This is a genomic window from Streptococcus sp. CF8_Ac1-9 (assembly GCF_024295565.1).
In the GTDB taxonomy this organism is placed as follows: domain Bacteria; phylum Bacillota; class Bacilli; order Lactobacillales; family Streptococcaceae; genus Streptococcus; species Streptococcus parasanguinis_X.
Map to the genome: position 1 here is coordinate 581,813 of NZ_JANCOY010000001.1, position 17,069 is coordinate 598,881.

14 protein-coding genes are annotated in these 17,069 nt (G+C 41.3%); 3 read left to right on the forward strand and 11 right to left on the reverse strand.

Annotated features, from left to right (window positions below; all coding sequences use genetic code 11):
- The gene (locus tag NML76_RS02895; protein ID WP_003006411.1) at window positions 1-264 is read right to left on the reverse strand and encodes a phosphocarrier protein HPr; all 264 of its coding nucleotides are present in this window, start codon (window positions 262-264) and stop codon (window positions 1-3) included.
- Between the two features lie 475 nt (window positions 265-739).
- Here NML76_RS02895 and nrdH point away from each other — a divergent pair, with 475 nt between their 5' ends.
- From nrdH to nrdF, 3 genes are all read left to right on the forward strand, one after another.
- Complete coding sequence (nrdH, locus tag NML76_RS02900) at window positions 740-958, forward strand: glutaredoxin-like protein NrdH (RefSeq protein WP_003006408.1); 219 nt, start codon at window positions 740-742, stop codon at window positions 956-958.
- Between the two features lie 114 nt (window positions 959-1,072).
- Entirely contained in the window at window positions 1,073-3,232 is a 2,160-nt protein-coding gene (nrdE, locus tag NML76_RS02905; RefSeq protein WP_049472150.1) for a class 1b ribonucleoside-diphosphate reductase subunit alpha, read from the forward strand.
- Window positions 3,233-3,345: 113 nt separating this feature from the next.
- Complete coding sequence (gene nrdF, locus NML76_RS02910) at window positions 3,346-4,305, forward strand: class 1b ribonucleoside-diphosphate reductase subunit beta (RefSeq protein ID WP_031573445.1); 960 nt, start codon at window positions 3,346-3,348, stop codon at window positions 4,303-4,305.
- A gap of 372 nt (window positions 4,306-4,677) precedes the next feature.
- Here nrdF and alaS read toward each other — a convergent pair whose 3' ends face one another.
- The 10 genes from alaS to NML76_RS02960 form a co-directional block, all read right to left on the reverse strand.
- Complete coding sequence (alaS, locus tag NML76_RS02915) at window positions 4,678-7,296, reverse strand: alanine--tRNA ligase (RefSeq protein WP_254732620.1); 2,619 nt, start codon at window positions 7,294-7,296, stop codon at window positions 4,678-4,680.
- Between the two features lie 24 nt (window positions 7,297-7,320).
- Window positions 7,321-7,806 carry an LURP-one-related/scramblase family protein gene (locus NML76_RS02920; protein ID WP_023917679.1) on the reverse strand — a complete coding sequence of 162 codons (486 nt, stop codon included), beginning with the start codon at window positions 7,804-7,806 and terminating at the stop codon, window positions 7,321-7,323.
- Between the two features lie 253 nt (window positions 7,807-8,059).
- Entirely contained in the window at window positions 8,060-9,004 is a 945-nt protein-coding gene (gene prsA, locus NML76_RS02925) for a peptidylprolyl isomerase PrsA (RefSeq protein WP_118397042.1), read from the reverse strand.
- Window positions 9,005-9,076: 72 nt separating this feature from the next.
- The gene (locus tag NML76_RS02930; RefSeq protein ID WP_003006390.1) at window positions 9,077-9,796 is read right to left on the reverse strand and encodes an O-methyltransferase; all 720 of its coding nucleotides are present in this window, start codon (window positions 9,794-9,796) and stop codon (window positions 9,077-9,079) included.
- A gap of 1 nt (window position 9,797) precedes the next feature.
- Window positions 9,798-11,600 (reverse strand): oligoendopeptidase F, encoded by a 1,803-nt coding sequence (pepF, locus tag NML76_RS02935; RefSeq protein WP_254732622.1) that lies wholly within the window; start codon window positions 11,598-11,600, stop codon window positions 9,798-9,800.
- 72 nt (window positions 11,601-11,672) lie between these two features.
- Entirely contained in the window at window positions 11,673-12,623 is a 951-nt protein-coding gene (locus NML76_RS02940) for a competence protein CoiA family protein (protein ID WP_254732624.1), read from the reverse strand.
- 74 nt (window positions 12,624-12,697) lie between these two features.
- Window positions 12,698-13,279: a lipoprotein gene (locus NML76_RS02945; protein ID WP_254732626.1), complete on the reverse strand. Its 582-nt coding sequence runs from the start codon at window positions 13,277-13,279 to the stop codon at window positions 12,698-12,700.
- 167 nt (window positions 13,280-13,446) lie between these two features.
- On the reverse strand, window positions 13,447-14,619 hold the full coding sequence (locus NML76_RS02950; protein ID WP_254732628.1) for an MFS transporter: 1,173 nt from the start codon (window positions 14,617-14,619) through the stop codon (window positions 13,447-13,449).
- Between the two features lie 70 nt (window positions 14,620-14,689).
- A complete protein-coding gene (locus NML76_RS02955) occupies window positions 14,690-16,036 on the reverse strand; it encodes a DUF1958 domain-containing protein (protein ID WP_049490513.1) in 1,347 nt (448 codons plus the stop codon).
- 188 nt (window positions 16,037-16,224) lie between these two features.
- Window positions 16,225-16,932, reverse strand: a complete 708-nt coding sequence (locus NML76_RS02960; protein ID WP_254732630.1) for a glucosamine-6-phosphate deaminase — start codon at window positions 16,930-16,932, stop codon at window positions 16,225-16,227.
- Window positions 16,933-17,069: the final 137 nt, after the last annotated feature.

Sequence of the window (17,069 nt, forward strand, 5' to 3'; positions counted from 1 at the left end):
TTAAGCCAATCCTTCTTTAGTCATTGTTTCTGAAATAGCTGCGATCGCATCATCAGCGTCAGCACCTTCTGCAGAGATTACAACGTCTGCTCCTTGACCAACACCAAGGCTCATAACACCCATGATTGATTTCAAGTTAACTGATTTACCTTTGTATTCAAGAGTAATATCTGAAGCAAATTTGCTAGCAGTTTGAACCAACAAAGTTGCTGGACGTGCGTGGATACCTGTTTCTGCCACGATGTGGAAATCTTTAGAAGCCATAGTTTGACTCTCCTTTTTAAAAATAGTTTTTGAGTTACCTTTTGATAACCCTTACAATTTGGTATTATATCATCTTTTGAAATTTTTTTCAAGATTTTTATCACTGACTTACAGAAAAAGACTGCGAAAAATCCCAATTTAGATACATTTTAAGAAGCAACTGAAGAACAGAGAAAATATCTTTTCAATTTTCTACTATATTATAAGTAACATTTTCCTCCGCTTTCAATGAAAAGAAGCTGTTTAACCACAGGATATTGATTCACCAAAAAATTATAACTAATTAAAGATGCTTTAAAGCCTATTCCTATCCCATTTCTTCGATTTTCACACTTTTCACTCACCACAATATATTGTGCTTTGAAAACTCCATTTCATCTCTTTGCACAATATTTAGTTTTATTTTGTTGACAAGTTGCTGGATTTTGTTTATACTGTTTACAGATTTATATTTCGATAGGAGAACGGAAAAGAAATGGTAACCATTTATTCAAAAAATAATTGTGTTCAATGCAAAATGACCAAGCGATTCCTCGATAGCAATCATGTGGAATACCGCGAAATTAACTTAGACGAACAGCCAGAATTTGTAGAGCATGTTAAGAACCTTGGCTTCAATGCTGCTCCAGTTATTCAAACACCGGATGAAGTATTTTCTGGTTTTCAACCAGCTAAGTTGAAGAAACTTTCATAATAAACACAGTATTTTGCTTAAATAGGGTCTAGCGTTAGCAACCTAACACTAGACTTTTTACTTGGGAAGAGAGGACTTCTCCTCTTCATTTTTTTGAACTAGAAAAGGATTATTATGGGATTAAAATCTCTTGAAGATGTGACGTATTTTCGTCTTAACAATGAAATCAACCGTCCAGTAAACGGCCAAATCATGCTTCATAAGGATAAAGAAGCTTTGGATGCATTCTTTAAAGAAAATGTTGTACCAAATACTAAAGCCTTTGACTCGATTACAGACAAGATTCAGTACCTTCTCGAGCACAATTACATTGAGAGAGCTTTTATCGAGAAATACCGTCCTGAATTTTTAGAGGAATTGGCCCAATTTATCAAAGACCAAAACTTCCAATTCAAGTCCTTCATGGCGGCCTACAAATTCTATAACCAATACGCTTTGAAAACAAATGATGGAGAATACTATCTTGAAAGCATGGAAGACCGTGTCTTCTTCAATGCTCTCTATTTTGCAGATGGAAATGAAGCTATCGCGCGAGACATCGCAAACGAAATTATCCACCAACGCTACCAACCAGCTACTCCTTCTTTCTTAAACGCTGGACGTGCCCGCCGTGGAGAATTGGTTTCATGTTTCTTGATCCAAGTAACCGATGATATGAATGCGATCGGACGTTCCATCAACTCTGCCCTTCAACTTTCACGTATCGGTGGTGGGGTTGGGATTTCCCTCAGCAACCTTCGTGAAGCTGGAGCACCAATCAAAGGGTATGAAGGAGCCGCTTCTGGAGTGGTTCCAGTTATGAAACTCTTCGAAGATAGCTTCTCTTACTCTAACCAATTGGGACAACGCCAAGGGGCTGGGGTGGTTTACCTCAACGTCTTCCACCCAGACATCATCGCCTTCCTTTCAACTAAGAAAGAAAATGCTGATGAAAAAGTTCGGGTGAAGACTCTCTCACTTGGGGTCGTCGTGCCAGACAAGTTCTACGAGTTGGCTCGTAAAAATGAAGAAATGTACCTCTTCAGCCCATACTCTGTGGAACGTGAATACGGAGTACCATTCAACTACATCGACATCACTGAAAAATACGATGAGTTGGTTGCTAATCCAAACATCCGCAAGACAAAAATTAAGGCACGTGATTTGGAAACTGAAATTTCTAAATTGCAACAAGAATCTGGCTATCCATATGTAGTCAACATCGATACTGCTAACCGGGCCAACCCAGTTGATGGAAAAATCATCATGAGTAACTTGTGTTCAGAGATCCTCCAAGTTCAAGAACCAAGCTTGATCAACGATGCCCAAGAATTTGTCCAAATGGGAACAGACGTCTCATGTAACCTTGGTTCAACCAACGTAGTTAACATGATGACTTCACCTGATTTTGGACGTTCGATTCGTGCCATGGTTCGTGCTTTAACCTTCGTTACCGATAGTTCTCATATCGTGGCCGTTCCAACCATTGACCACGGAAATAAACTGGCGCATTCGTTCGGACTTGGAGCTATGGGACTTCACAGCTACCTTGCGCAACAATTGATTGAATACGGATCACCTGAGTCTGTTGAGTTCACAAGTATCTACTTCATGCTCATGAACTACTGGACCCTCGTAGAATCAAATAACATTGCGCGTGAACGTGGTGTTACCTTCCACAACTTCGAAAAATCAGACTATGCCAACGGTACTTACTTTGATAAGTACACGACTGGAGAATTTGTACCAAAATCTGATCGCGTCAAAGAACTCTTTAAAGACATCTTTATCCCAAGTGCTGAGGATTGGGCAGAACTGCGTGCTAAAGTTCAAGCAGATGGTCTTTACCACCAAAACCGCCTAGCTGTCGCACCAAATGGATCTATCAGCTACATCAATGACGTATCTGCTTCTATCCACCCAATTACACAACGGATTGAAGAACGCCAAGAGAAAAAAATCGGTAAGATCTACTACCCTGCAGCAGGATTGTCAACGGAAACGATTCCTTACTACACTTCTGCCTACGACATGGATATGCGAAAAGTCATCGATGTCTATGCTGCCGCAACTGAACACGTAGACCAAGGTCTTTCACTGACTCTCTTTATGCGTAGCGATATTCCAAAGGGTCTTTACGAATGGAAAACTGAAAACAAACAAACCACTCGTGACTTGTCTATCCTTCGGAACTACGCCTTTAACAAGGGTATCAAGTCTATCTACTACGTCCGTACCTTTACAGATGATGGTGGAGAAGTTGGCGCCAACCAATGTGAAAGCTGTGTCATCTAATCCGCTATCCTAGATAGCTATCAAAAGTCGGTTCGCCGACTTTTTGTGCGGTATTCTATCAATTTATGGTAGAATAGTAACGATTGAATGAATTGAAAAAGAAAGTGATGCAAATGGAAACATACTACAAAGCCATTAACTGGAATGCGATCGAAGATGTCATCGATAAATCGACCTGGGAAAAACTGACAGAGCAATTCTGGTTGGATACACGTATCCCTTTGTCAAACGACTTGGATGACTGGAGAAAGTTGTCGAATAAAGAAAAAGACCTAGTTGGTAAAGTCTTTGGGGGATTGACCCTTCTAGATACCATGCAATCTGAAACAGGTGTTCAAGCTCTTCGTGCGGATATTCGTACTCCCCATGAAGAAGCTGTCTTTAACAACATCCAATTTATGGAATCAGTCCATGCTAAGTCATACTCTTCTATCTTTTCGACCTTGAATACCAAGTCAGAAATCGAAGAGATTTTCGAATGGACCAACACCAATCCTTTCCTTCAAAGGAAGGCAGAAATCATCAACGAAATCTACCTCAATGGAACCCCTCTTGAAAAGAAAGTCGCCAGTGTTTTCCTTGAGACCTTCCTCTTCTACTCTGGTTTCTTCACACCTCTCTACTATCTTGGAAACAACAAATTGGCCAACGTAGCTGAAATCATCAAGTTGATCATTCGGGACGAATCAGTTCACGGAACCTATATCGGCTACAAGTTCCAACTTGGATTTAACGAATTACCAGAAGAAGAACAAGAAAAACTCAAAGAGTGGATGTATGATCTTCTCTACACCCTCTATGAAAACGAAGAAGGCTACACAGAGAGCCTCTATGACGGTGTGGGCTGGACTGAGGAAGTCAAGACCTTCCTTCGCTACAACGCCAATAAAGCCCTCATGAACTTGGGACAAGATCCGCTTTTCCCAGACTCAGCAGATGACGTTAACCCAATCGTCATGAACGGAATCTCAACCGGTACCTCTAACCACGACTTCTTCTCTCAAGTCGGAAATGGTTACCTTCTCGGTGAAGTAGAAGCCATGCAGGATGACGATTATAACTACGGACTATAAGACAAAAACCTTTCCAGACGGAAAGGTTTTTAAATATAGACAACCTATTGTTTTACATAAAACAGATAGATGATTTTCAAAAAATGACTTTTATTTTTTGAAGATTAAAAACTTTCCGCCGTGAGAAAAGTGTTAGAAACAATCATGTTTCTAGCACTCGGGAGTTTTGGAACCTTAGGTCCAAAACTAAGTCATGGAACTTCTTTGAAGTTCGCTGACGTCCGTACTCACCTAAGGAAAGTTTTTTAGAAGACTTTATCTTCAATCTGAAACCTTTCCAGACGGAAAGGTTTTTTTGTTGCAATCTTTTTCTAATTGGATCTGCTTCTTTTTGAAAAAAGAGGTTGGACAAAGATCCAACCTCTCCGATGATTACAATTTACCTGCTACAGCATCCAACAATTCTTGGATCTTCGCTTGGTTGCTTCCTCCTGCCATGGCCATGTCTGGTTTACCACCACCACGTCCATCGACGATTGGAGCCAATTCTTTGATCACATTACCTGCATGGACCTCTTTTGTCTTGCTGGCTACAAGGACATTGACCTTGTCACCGATGGCTGCGACAAGAACAAGCACATCAGAGTAGTCTTTTTGTTTCCAGTTATCCGCAAAGGTACGAAGGGCACCTGCATCTGATACAGAAACTTGGCTAGCAATGTAACGGTGTTCATTTGCTTCTTGAACATTCTTGAAGACATCACCTGCTGCCGCTGCTGCTGCTTTTTCCTTCAATTCTGCATTTTCTTTTTGCAACTGACGGAGTTGCTCTTGAAGTCCTTCCACCTTGTGAGGAACTTCTTTGAGTTGAGGTGCTTTCAAGGTTGCTGCGACTGCTTTCAGAGCATCTTCTTGTTCACGATAAGCTTCAAAGGCTTCCTTACCAGTCACTGCCAAGATACGACGAGTTCCTGATCCGATACCTTCTTCTTTGACAATCTTGAAGAGTCCAATTTCAGAAGTATTGCCTACGTGGGTACCACCACAGAGCTCAACAGAGTAGTCCCCGATAGTGACTACGCGAACTTCCTTACCGTATTTCTCACCAAAGAGGGCCATAGCTCCCATTTCTTTAGCAGTATCGATATCTGTTTCAATCGTTTCGACTGCGATCGCTTCCCAAATCTTTTCATTGACTTGTTGCTCAATAGCACGCAATTCTTCTGGAGTCACGGCTTGGAAGTGGGTAAAGTCAAAGCGAAGGAATTCTACTTCGTTAAGAGATCCTGCTTGGGTTGCATGGTTACCAAGGATATTGTGAAGAGCCGCATGGAGCAAGTGAGTCGCAGTGTGGTTCTTCATGACACGATGACGACGATTGGTATCGATAGCCAAGGTGTATTCTTGGTTCAAGGCAAGAGGAGCAAGAACTTCAACCGTATGGAGTGGTTGTCCATTTGGTGCTTTTTGAACATCTGTCACCGTCGCTACGACGTTTCCTGCAGCATCCAAGATTTGACCATGGTCCGCAACTTGTCCACCCATTTCAGCGTAGAATGGAGTTTCTGCAAAGATCAGTGATGCAGTTCCTTCTGAAACAGCCTCTACTTCTGCATTGTCCGCTACGATAGCCACCAACTTAGAAGGCAATTGGCTAGCATTGTAGTTGAAGCTACTTTCAACTGTAATGTTTTGAAGGGTTTCATTTTGCATCCCCATAGATCCACCTTTGACAGCAGATGCACGCGCACGTTCTTGTTGTTCCTTCATGGCTGCTTCAAAACCTTCACGATCGACTGTCATTCCAGCTTCTTCAGCGATTTCTTCTGTCAATTCTACTGGGAATCCGTATGTATCATAAAGTTTAAAGACATCTTGACCAGCAATCACTGTTTGACCTTTGGCTTTCAAGTCTTCAACGATGGTTTGGGCAAAGTGTTGACCAGAATTCAAAGTACGAGCAAATGACTCTTCTTCACTCTTGATAATTTTTTCGATAAAGTCTTGTTTTTCAAGTACTTCTGGGTAGTAACTTTCCATGATCTTCCCAACGGTTGGAACCAATTTATACAAGAAGGTTCCTTCAATCCCCAATTTTTGTCCATGCATGGAAGCACGACGGAGGAGACGACGAAGAACGTAACCGCGTCCTTCATTACCTGGAAGAGCCCCATCACCAATCGCAAATGAAAGCGAACGGATGTGGTCAGCAATCACCTTGAAGCTCATGTTATCGCCATCTGGATCATAGGTCTTACCAGACATCTTTTCCACTTCACGGATGATTGGCATGAAGAGGTCTGTTTCAAAGTTGGTCTTCGCTCCTTGGATAACGGCTACCAAACGTTCCAAACCAGCGCCCGTATCAATGTTCTTGTGTGGCAATTCCTTGTATTCGCTACGAGGAACAGCAGGGTCTGCGTTAAATTGTGACAAGACAATGTTCCAGATTTCGATGTAACGGTCGTTTTCGATATCTTCTGCAAGCAGACGAAGACCGATATTTTCAGGGTCAAAGGCTTCTCCACGGTCAAAGAAGATTTCTGTATCTGGTCCAGAAGGCCCTGCACCGATTTCCCAGAAGTTGTCTTCGATTGGGATCAAGTGACTTGGATCTACCCCAACAGCGATCCAACGGTTGTATGAATCCTTGTCGTCAGGATAATAGGTCATGTAAAGTTTGTCTTTAGGGAAATCAAACCATTCCGGACTTGTCAAAAGCTCATAAGCCCAGGTAATGGCTTCATCACGGAAGTAATCTCCGATAGAGAAGTTCCCCAACATTTCAAACATGGTATGGTGACGGGCAGTCTTCCCCACGTTTTCGATATCGTTGGTACGGATAGCTTTTTGGGCATTGGTAATCCGTGGGTTTTCAGGTTTGATGGTTCCATCGAAGTATTTCTTAAGAGTGGCAACCCCTGAGTTGATCCACAAAAGCGTTGGGTCGTTTACTGGAACCAAGCTAACAGATGGTTCTACTGAGTGGCCTTTGCTTGCCCAGAAATCAAGCCACATTTGACGGACTTGTGCACTAGATAATTGTTTCATATTTTTCTCCTAATTTTTTTAAGCTTAATTTGCGCTAGCTTCTAACATTTCGACATAATCGATGGCGACACAAAGTGAGATGACTAAATCAGCGTATTCATCCTCATACACCGATACTTGGTAGGTAGAGGTTAGATGAAAGAGTTCCTTGCTAATCTCAGCGACGATTTGATCCCGATCATCAAACAATTTGAATTCTAGGTCCCAGATATTTCCTTGTACCCTCAGTCCCAAATCTTCGATATCGTATTTGTCTCTAAAGAGCGTCAGTTTTTTATGGATAAAAAAGCGGTCCCCATCCTTCAACTCAACCACAAATTTGGGAAGAAAGCTGATTGTTTTTTTAGTAATGTGGCTCACTTCTTGTCCATTCTTATCATAGATGGTAAAAGTCTTGGGAATCTTAAGAAAAGATCCCTCAACCTGGTACTCAACATTTCCCAACTCATCTTTGATATCGAACCGCTCGCCACCCAATCGAAATTTTTGTTTCACTTGATAGGTTCGCATCTTTTGATCTCCTTTAAAAAGCTCCAGACAACTGCCCATAAACAAAAGACAAGCCACTAAACGAAGGGCGAAAAACCGCGGTACCACCTTCATTCAATGAACTTGTCATTCTTCATTTTGTATGCAATTGTCTCAGCCGAGTAGCAAAATCATTTCTCTTCCATGGCTCGCACCCCCGCCACTTCTCTGATTCCGAGTAACAATGATTTATTCTCAACTATTTCATTATACAAGTTCCAAAAGGAACCGTCAACTATTTTTTAGATGATGAACTGCTATCGCTCGTTTGAACACCGATATTTTGCAAATATTGGTTGAAGGTTGATTTGAAGGCATCATCTTTGACCTTGATATTGGCATTGGTCATCGCTTTTGCAATAATGCTACGGATGTAGTTAGTATCTTGCTTACGACCGTCAACAATGATCTCTTTCAAACGTTTTTCGTATTTCTTCCAGTCAGAACCTTTTTCTGTCTTCTTATTCAATTTGACAATATAGTAGCTAGCAGAATAGTTTTGACCTGCTGAAACTGTGATCACATCTGAAATCCCATTTTCATCCAACTTAAAGGCAGCTTCTTTGACTTGAGATGGAATATCTGCTGTTCCTGAATCGAACTTGACTTCGCCACCTTTGTCTTTTGTAGCAGTATCTGTCGAATTGTCTTTGGCGATTTGGGCAAAGTCTGCACCTTCCGCTTTAGCTGCTTCCAAGACTTCTTTTGCTTTGTCTTCTGAATCTAACTTGATAATTTGTGCTGTTACTTCTGGTGTGTAAGATTCAAAAGCCGCCTTGTAGTCAGACTCTTTGATATCTTTCTTAGCAGCTTGGTTGACTGCATATTCTAACAACATATTGCTACGGATTTGTTTCTTCGCTGTTTCTTCCGTCAAGCCTTGTTGCGCCAAGTAAGCATCGAATCGGTTCCCCAATTGTTTCTTTTGTTTAGCCAATTCTTTATCGACTTCTTTATCAGAAACCTTTGATCCATATTCTTTTTCAAAGACTTTATTGATGGTCATTTGGAAAAGAACTTGTTGAGCACCTTGGTTGGTTTTGATTTCATCATAGAAATCAGAAACTGTAATCGTGTCCCCTTTCATGGTCACGATATCTTTGTTTGTGCCATTGGTACACGCTGCTAGTGTTACGACTGATAGCAAGGTCACAGCACCTGCTACAAGTTTTTTCTTCATGAAAATTATTCTCCGTTCCTTTTTAAACTTCTTCTATTTTACCACAAATTAGAGAGAATACCTTAAATTTACCTAAAAAGAGCTAGGATCTGGCAAGGTTACCGTCTCTGCATTTTTCCGAATCATCAAAATACCATCTCCAAGTGGCACCAAACTAGCGGTCAAATCTGGATGATTGAGAGTCGCATGAAAGAGATTCTGAAGCCCCCGGTAAATGGTTCGTTGCCCACGACGCACTTCCATGATGTCCTTGGCAACATCTCCTCCTTGGAAAATATCATCCAATACCACGACTCCCCCAACCTCTAAGAGTTCGAGAATTCGTGGCAAAAAGACGATGTACTTAGACTTAGCAGAGTCCATAAAGACAAAGTCATAGGTCTCTGTTAAATCCTGCAAGACATCTACTGCATCTCCTTCAAGCAAGGTGATTTGTTTTCTCTGATCGTATTTAGCCAGATTTTCCTTGGCAAAGCCAATCATCTCTTCATTCCGATCAATAGTGGTAATTTGTGCATCGGGAGCATTTTCAGCCATTAAGAGCGCTGAAAATCCAATTGCTGTCCCAATTTCCAGGATTTTCTTTGGTTGTAGGGCTTGCAGGAGTAATCTAAAGTAAGCTACCGTTTCATGCGGAATAATCGGAATATTTTCCTTGCGGGCGAATGCTTCTAACTCCTCCAAGGCACCTGCTACCGGTTTTTGACGCGTGCGCATAAAGTCAACGATCTCGTCTTTAACCACTGGCCGGCGCATATTGTGGTTGGCATTTTTACTATAAGACTCTACCATCTTATGCGAGTCCTAATTTTTCTACTAGGGCTTCAAATTCATTCAACCGACGTTCAAAGACCGCAAAGGCTGCGTCCAAGTAGTCTTCTTTTTCCATATCCACACCTGCTTTGCGGATGACATTGAGTGGATAATCAGAATTTCCAGCTTTCAAGTAGTCGATATATTTATCACGATCTTCTTGTGTTCCATGAACAATTTTTTCAGCTAAGGCTGAAGCTGCTGCAAAACCAGTTGAATATTGGAAGACGTAGTAATTATAGTAGAAGTGAGGAATTCGAGCCCATTCATATTGGATCTCAGGGTTGTCTTCTTTTGAAAGACCATAGTATTTTTCATTGAGCTCTGCATAGAGGTTGTTCAAGAACTCACTAGTCAAAACGGTACCTTCTTGGTCTGCTTTATGGATGGCATGCTCAAATTCAGCAAACTGCGTTTGACGGAAGACGGTTCCACGGAAGCCATCCAAGAAGTGATTCAAAATAGCAAAACGAGTTGCATCGTCTTCTACTTCTTCTAACAGACGTTCGGTCAGGATATTTTCATTGGTTGTAGAGGCGATTTCGGCAAGGAAGATGGAATAGTCCCCATAGACATAAGGCTGGGTTTCACGGGTATAGCTAGAATGCATACTGTGACCAGTTTCATGCACCAAGGTGAAGAGATTATCCAATGTATCTTGCCAGTTCAACAACATGAAGGCATTGGTATCATAAGAACCACCTGAATAGGCACCTGAGCGTTTTCCTTGGTTGACATGCACATCAATCCACCGTTCGCTAAAGGCACGTTTCACACGAGAAAGGTAGTCCTCACCCAAAACAGCCAAGACTTCTTCTGCTTTGGCCAACGATTCTTCATAGGTAAACTTGTAGTCTGTATCGGATAATGGCGTATACATATCGTACATCTTCAAGTCTGAGATTCCTAGAATTTTTGAACGCAATTGCACATAACGTTGCAAGAGTGGCAAGTGTTTGTTCACAGCTGCTACCAAGCTATCATAAACACTTTCTGGTACAAAGTTGTCAGAAAGGGCCGCTTCACGAGCAGATGAGAATTTGCGAACTTTGGCATTGAAGTTGTGAACTTTCACATTGGTTTGCAAGGTTTTTGCGTAGGTATGTTGGTACTGTTCATAGACCTTGTAGAGACCTTCGTAAGCTTCTTTACGAACGGCACGATCTTTTGATTCTACCAAAGAAATATAGTTTCCATGGGTTAATTGAACTTCTTCACCCTTGTCATCATGTACAGTTGGGAAAACAATATCTGCATTGTCCAAGATTTCAAAGGTTTCACCACCAGCCGCAAAGATCTCACCCGCTCCTGCAAGTAATTCCTCTTCTTTTTGAGACAAGACATGTTCTTTTTTCTCTAGCAAACGATCAAAATAATGACCATATTGTTCTAAGGCTGGAACCTCACTCACAAAGGCTTTGTATTGCTCATCCGTAATGGCCATGAATTCAGGCTCATAGAAGGCAAAGGTTTCACCTAACAAGCTATAAAGAGACATCCCTTTTGATTGGTACTCTTGGTATTTAGCCACACGTGTATCTTGGTCATTTTTCATATGAGCATAGACGTAGACCTTTTCCAAACGACGGCTCAATTCCAAATAAGCATTGGTTGTATCCAACAGTGTTTGCGCTGAATCCAACAAATGACCAGCATAGTGGCTTGCTGCTTTAATATCTGCAGCTAAGCTGGCTGCTTCTTCTTCCCAAGCTTGATCTGTCGCAAAAATTGTCGACAAATCCCATTGGTATTTTTCATCAATTTCATTACGTTGTTTTACCATTTCGATTAATCCTCCAATGGTACTATTTTAGCATAAAAATAAACATTTCGGGAGGATTTCTATCTTAGAAAGTTAGCTTTTCTGCTGAGCATAAAAACGTGGGGGATAGAGGATCTGAACAGGTTGGATCCCTTGCGACTGATAATAGGTCATAAACTGCTGGTAGTAACCTTCTACATCCTCTTTAATTTGGAGCAAGTTCTGTGAAAGGATCGGACGACAAAGAGGATAAAAGAAATCTAGCCCCAGTTCCATCAGATGGTGTCCCTGCAAATAGAGTTCTTCCTGAAGCTTCAGCCACTTTGGGTGACGATAAAAGAGTTGCTGCTGTATATAGGTTAAAAATGTACGATCGAGCTCGACTGCCATATGCTGCATGGGTTGCGAAAGATAAGGGGTCCGTAAGACATCCAGTAAAGACCTTTGACCAAAAGGGAAAATTTCTGTTTGATGATGCAATCGCCCTCGTAAATCCTCATGGATGAGGTATTGCAGACGTAGCTCTTTCTTTGTCAGATCCAATTCCCAAAGATGGAACCCTCGATTCTGACTAAAATAAAGAAAGCCAGCCTGCAGCTTTGTTAGTCTTTCCTTGAGCCACAACTTTTTACCAAGTAACCAATAGACATGGTAACCGTTGGATCGATAAGCATCGCTCCTCTCCTTCAAGCGTTCTAAAGATAAGGAGCTGCACTGCACTTCCAAAGCTAAGTTCTTGTCTACTACCAAAAGATCGGCAATTTGTTGAAAGTCTGCTAAATAACTTTCTACCTCTGTATGAGATTCCTTAGAGGCCCAATCATAAAGACAAGCTTTTAATTCCAGATGTTCAAAACTCTCAGCTTCGTGATGATAGGGACAATGCTGTAATTTTATATGAGCAAAATGAGCCCGTAGAACCGAGCCATTTTTTAGACGCACTGGACTATGACAAGCCAAGCAATAGAAGGGACCTTCTGTCACAGCTGGGATCTCTTCCATACAGTTCCACCGCTTTTGATTGTTATCCATGGCAATAAACATAGGCCCACCTCCTCATCTATATCATTCGAAAAAAAAATAGGAAAAAGGCTGGAAATTCCAACCTTTTCTTCTTTTTATTCTTCAGAATCTGAATCTGAATCATCACTAGAATCATCAGCAACAGGAGATTTACTCAATTCTTTCTGCATATCTTTCATTTCTTTACGAGTACTTTCCAACTCTTCACGAGCATCTTTCAAGATTTCGATCAAAGCTTCACGGTCTTCTTTAGGAACGACTGTACTATCTGAACCGATGCTTTCCAAGCCTTCATTAAAGATATCTTTTTGGTTTTCTAATCCTTGCTTTAAGGTACTAATCATTGCATCGTATTGTTCTTTTGCAGAACCTGTCACAGAAGTGCCTGCTTCTTCAGTAATAGAAACAGAATGATCCATTAATTTTGCAAACAACTTTTTGAAGTCTCCAACTGTCTTAGCCTTGTTGATTTCAGCATCTGTTAAGAGGCTAGAAGATGACGTATCTTCTGAATCTGTTGAATTATCCTTACTTTTTGAAGTGTTGGCAGATTTGCTCGTCACTTTAGTCGTTGATTGACTGTTTGAAGTTTCTTTCTTTGTGTCTTGTTTGTTTGAACAAGCAGCTAGGGAAAAGATCGTCAAAAGAGCAGCTGTCGATAAGATCATTTTTTTCATAAAATGGTCTCCTTTATATTTATTTTACCTCATTCTACCATCGAATACTTTGACTGTCAAATTAATCACTAGTTCTTAATAATAGCAAAAAAGTTGGACAAAACACTGTGAAATCAGTGTTTCTGTCCAACTCCTCGATGATTAGTCATACAATTGTAACAATTTCATTAGTCTACTTTGCCACCAAAAAGTCCGTGAGCTTTCCCTTGGGGCATTTTTAAGGCAAAGCTCAGCAAAAAGACGATCCCTACAACCCCTGCTAAAAAGAAACTCATGACTTGGTAACCACCTCTTTCAATACAGAGGGCTGCGAGGGGTTGTAAAAGAATGGTTCCTAAATAACGAGCTCCTTGGACAATGGCCATGGCAAGAACCAAGTCTTTGCCATTCACCTGTTGGGCAATAAACCGTAAGGAGACCATAATCAAAACCATCCCTGTTGTATGCTTGGCTAAAAGAGTCAAAAGCACTTTTAAGAAGACAGGACTTGGAAGAGCGTAGACAACATATTGAGCAAAAATAATCCCGATTGGAAGAGCGATCAAAACCCGTAAAGGCCAGTGGTCCATGAATCGATCAGAGAAAAAGATCAAGGGGGCTTCCACTACGACGGAGACAGCCACAACTGTTGAGGCAATATGCACTGGTAGACCACTATCCATGAGTAGCTCAGGAATATAGGTATGACCAATATTTCCAACCCCTGAAGCCAACCCAATCAACACAATAAAGAAGAGATAAGGTCCATTGTGAAGAAGAGGACGAATAGAGACAGGGTGTTTTTCCTTTTCTACGACTGTCTCTTTTTTCTTCATTCGAACGGCACTTAGACAGAAAATGCTGAGTACAATGGTGATCAAAACCGTATAATAGACTGCTTGGGGGCTAAACTGATGATAGACCCAGCCAGCTATTTGGACACCGACCGAGTAGCCAATGGTTCCCCAAACGCGAATCTTCCCAAAAGCGTATGGACTTTGCGTTGCAAAAACTTCCATCATGGGAGCTGTCCCATTCAAACAGACTAGAACAATTCCGTAAAAAACAGTCAGCCAAAAGAGATTGGGGGCCCAAAGAAAACCGAAGACACCACCAATGATCACACTCAGACTGAGGGTCGTCATTTTTACGATTCCAAATCGCTCATTGATATACCCAAAGAAGGGTTGGGCTACCATAGATAAGAAAAAGGCAACCGATACCAAGGTCGACACTTGAGTTGCACTATAGTGCTTTCCCATCAAATAAACGGAAATAAGAGTCGTAAAGAGAGATGTGGACATAAAATAAAAACTATAGAGTAGCATATAAGCCGTATAAGAATTTCGGAATGTTTTCATATAAATCCTTTCTAAAAATATCGGAATGAGACAATGACAAAACCCAACTGACAATCAGTTAGGTTTTATTTTACTCTTTATTATAGCGCTTTTGAGCCTCTTTTTTGCGTCTCTCACGACTTTGTTTTTCAATCGAGAGAATGATGACAAGAATGAGAATTGGAATCAAGATCAGGAAGTGATCCAGCGAAAGCCATTTACTGTGCTTAGCCGTTGTCTTCTTCCCACTTGCTGTTTCTTTGACAAGCTCTGGCTTGGCCCCTTCTTCTACCTTCATATCATCTCGGATACCTTCAGACAACGTGTAGAGATCATTATCTACTGTCAGATAGCCATCTTTTACCGCAAGGGTCGGTTCTTTAGCACCTTTTTTGACCGTTGCATAGAAGGGTTTTTCAAGTGTATAGGTCTTGCCGTCAATCTTCTGGACACCTGCATCTAGCAATTTTTTATAGCCAAAATCTTTATAGGCTTTTTCGATCAAGGCATTGCCAAACGGGTGACGGTAATATTCCCCATCTTGGTCTGCCCAATCTCCTACGCCCATAATGACAGCAATTAAGCGCTGATTGCCCCGTTTGATGGTCGCGATATAGTTGAAAGCTCCACGAGGGCTTGAACCAGTTTTCAAACCATCCACACCTTTCAAGGCATACTTGGCTCCTGGCAATGAATAATTGTAGGTATCAAAGGTTTCCTCATATGGAGTCCCTTTTTTGACCGTGACTTGTGCTTGATTGGTATAGTTTAAAATATCTGGGTATTGATTGATAAAATGATAAACCAGAATCCCTAAATCACGCGCAGTTGTCTGGTTGGCCGCATCATTTGGATAATTGTTGACCTGATAGTAGCCCTGCAAGGTGGAGATGGCCGCCCCACTCGGGTTATTCCAGACCGTATTGGTCATCCCTAATTCCTTAGCCTTGGCATTCATGCGCTCGATAAAGGCATCTGGATCATTGTTGGACATGAGATTGGCCAACATGAGGGTCGATACATTTGAGGATGGAACCACTGTCATGGTAATCAACTCAGGAATTGTGTAGTCTACCCCAGCAACAATATTATTGTTGGAGATCTCATAGATCTTTCCGATCGCTTGGTCTGAAGCGGTCGCCTTGATCACTGTATCCTTACTGATCTTGCCATTTGCCATATCTTCAAACAAGAGATAGAGCGTCATGAGCTTACTCATGCTGGCAGGATCTCTGACTTCATCGATATTGTCTTTCCAAAGAACATTGCCCGTATTTCCGTCAATAATAAGCGAAGAATGTGGACGGTTAATGGCTTGGACATTGTCATTTGGATACATCTTTTGCGCCATATCCACCAATTCATCCGCACTCGCTAGAATTGGCTGGCATAAGAGACTCAGAAGGAGGCAAATATGGATCAAATATTTTTTTATCATAAACTTTTCCTTTATAACAGACTAATCAGCTGGAGGCTAAAATAAGCTTCTAGCCCTCATGCCCTTTCCTCTTGTCTCCCAGTAGATGAAAAGAGCTAATCCCAGCAGATAATTACTTGTATTGTACCATATTTTGAAGCAGAAAAAAACCTATCTGGCCCGAATAAATCGGCGATAGGTCCTGTTTTTTATCGACTTAACAAGCTCAAGGCTTCCTTATCCGCAATAATGGTCACATTTGGATGTCCTTGAAGGGCACTAGCTGGCACTTTTTCTGTCCTTTCACCCTCTACTGTACCTTTGATTGCTTGGGCTTTTGATTCCCCATAAGCAAACAAGACAATTGATTTCGCAGCTAAGATATTGGCAATCCCCATCGAAATGGCTTGGGTTGGTACATCTTCGATCTTATCAAAGAAACGAGAATTAGCTTCAATCGTAGAGGCATCCAACTGGACTAAGTGGGTCTGACTATCAAAAGGTGTACCTGGCTCATTAAAACCGATATGCCCATTGCGTCCGATTCCCAAGATTTGGAGGTCCACTGGATGGTCTTCGAGTATTTTGTTATAACGGATCACTTCTTGATCGGCAGATTCTTCTACACCTGATGGGAGATAACTTTCTTTGAATGGTTTGGCATCAAAGAGATTTTTCTCCATGAAATACCGATAAGATTGAGGATCATCTCCCGTCAATCCTACGTATTCATCTAAGTTCACACTGATTAGATTAGACAGATCCAGATCACTTTCACGAATTTGTTTATAAAACTCAAGGGGACTGCTTCCAGTCGCAAGACCTAAGGTTTGAGCACCTTCCTTTAAAGTTTCTTTCAATATATCAAAGGCAACTTTTCCACCCTCAATTTGGTCCTTTACTTCAATAATTTTCATTGGATAGACCTCCTATTTCTCTATGCTTTTATTATATGGTATAGACCAATTTTTGTCAAGTGAAACCGCTATCTTTTTCTGGCATTTTTTTCATTTTCAAGTCGATTCGTGATATAATGAAAGGTATGATTGTATCA

Bases quoted from the DNA above. Each gene is read 5' to 3' on its own strand.
- NML76_RS02895 (WP_003006411.1), bottom strand. From the start codon at position 264: ATGGCTTCTAAAGATTTCCACATCGTGGCAGAAACAGGTATCCACGCA.
- nrdH (WP_003006408.1), top strand. From the start codon at position 740: ATGGTAACCATTTATTCAAAAAATAATTGTGTTCAATGCAAAATGACC.
- nrdE (WP_049472150.1), top strand. From the start codon at position 1,073: ATGGGATTAAAATCTCTTGAAGATGTGACGTATTTTCGTCTTAACAAT.
- nrdF (WP_031573445.1), top strand. From the start codon at position 3,346: ATGGAAACATACTACAAAGCCATTAACTGGAATGCGATCGAAGATGTC.
- alaS (WP_254732620.1), bottom strand. From the start codon at position 7,296: ATGAAACAATTATCTAGTGCACAAGTCCGTCAAATGTGGCTTGATTTC.
- NML76_RS02920 (WP_023917679.1), bottom strand. From the start codon at position 7,806: ATGCGAACCTATCAAGTGAAACAAAAATTTCGATTGGGTGGCGAGCGG.
- prsA (WP_118397042.1), bottom strand. From the start codon at position 9,004: ATGAAGAAAAAACTTGTAGCAGGTGCTGTGACCTTGCTATCAGTCGTA.
- NML76_RS02930 (WP_003006390.1), bottom strand. From the start codon at position 9,796: ATGGTAGAGTCTTATAGTAAAAATGCCAACCACAATATGCGCCGGCCA.
- pepF (WP_254732622.1), bottom strand. From the start codon at position 11,600: ATGGTAAAACAACGTAATGAAATTGATGAAAAATACCAATGGGATTTG.
- NML76_RS02940 (WP_254732624.1), bottom strand. From the start codon at position 12,623: ATGTTTATTGCCATGGATAACAATCAAAAGCGGTGGAACTGTATGGAA.
- NML76_RS02945 (WP_254732626.1), bottom strand. From the start codon at position 13,279: ATGAAAAAAATGATCTTATCGACAGCTGCTCTTTTGACGATCTTTTCC.
- NML76_RS02950 (WP_254732628.1), bottom strand. From the start codon at position 14,619: ATGAAAACATTCCGAAATTCTTATACGGCTTATATGCTACTCTATAGT.
- NML76_RS02955 (WP_049490513.1), bottom strand. From the start codon at position 16,036: ATGATAAAAAAATATTTGATCCATATTTGCCTCCTTCTGAGTCTCTTA.
- NML76_RS02960 (WP_254732630.1), bottom strand. From the start codon at position 16,932: ATGAAAATTATTGAAGTAAAGGACCAAATTGAGGGTGGAAAAGTTGCC.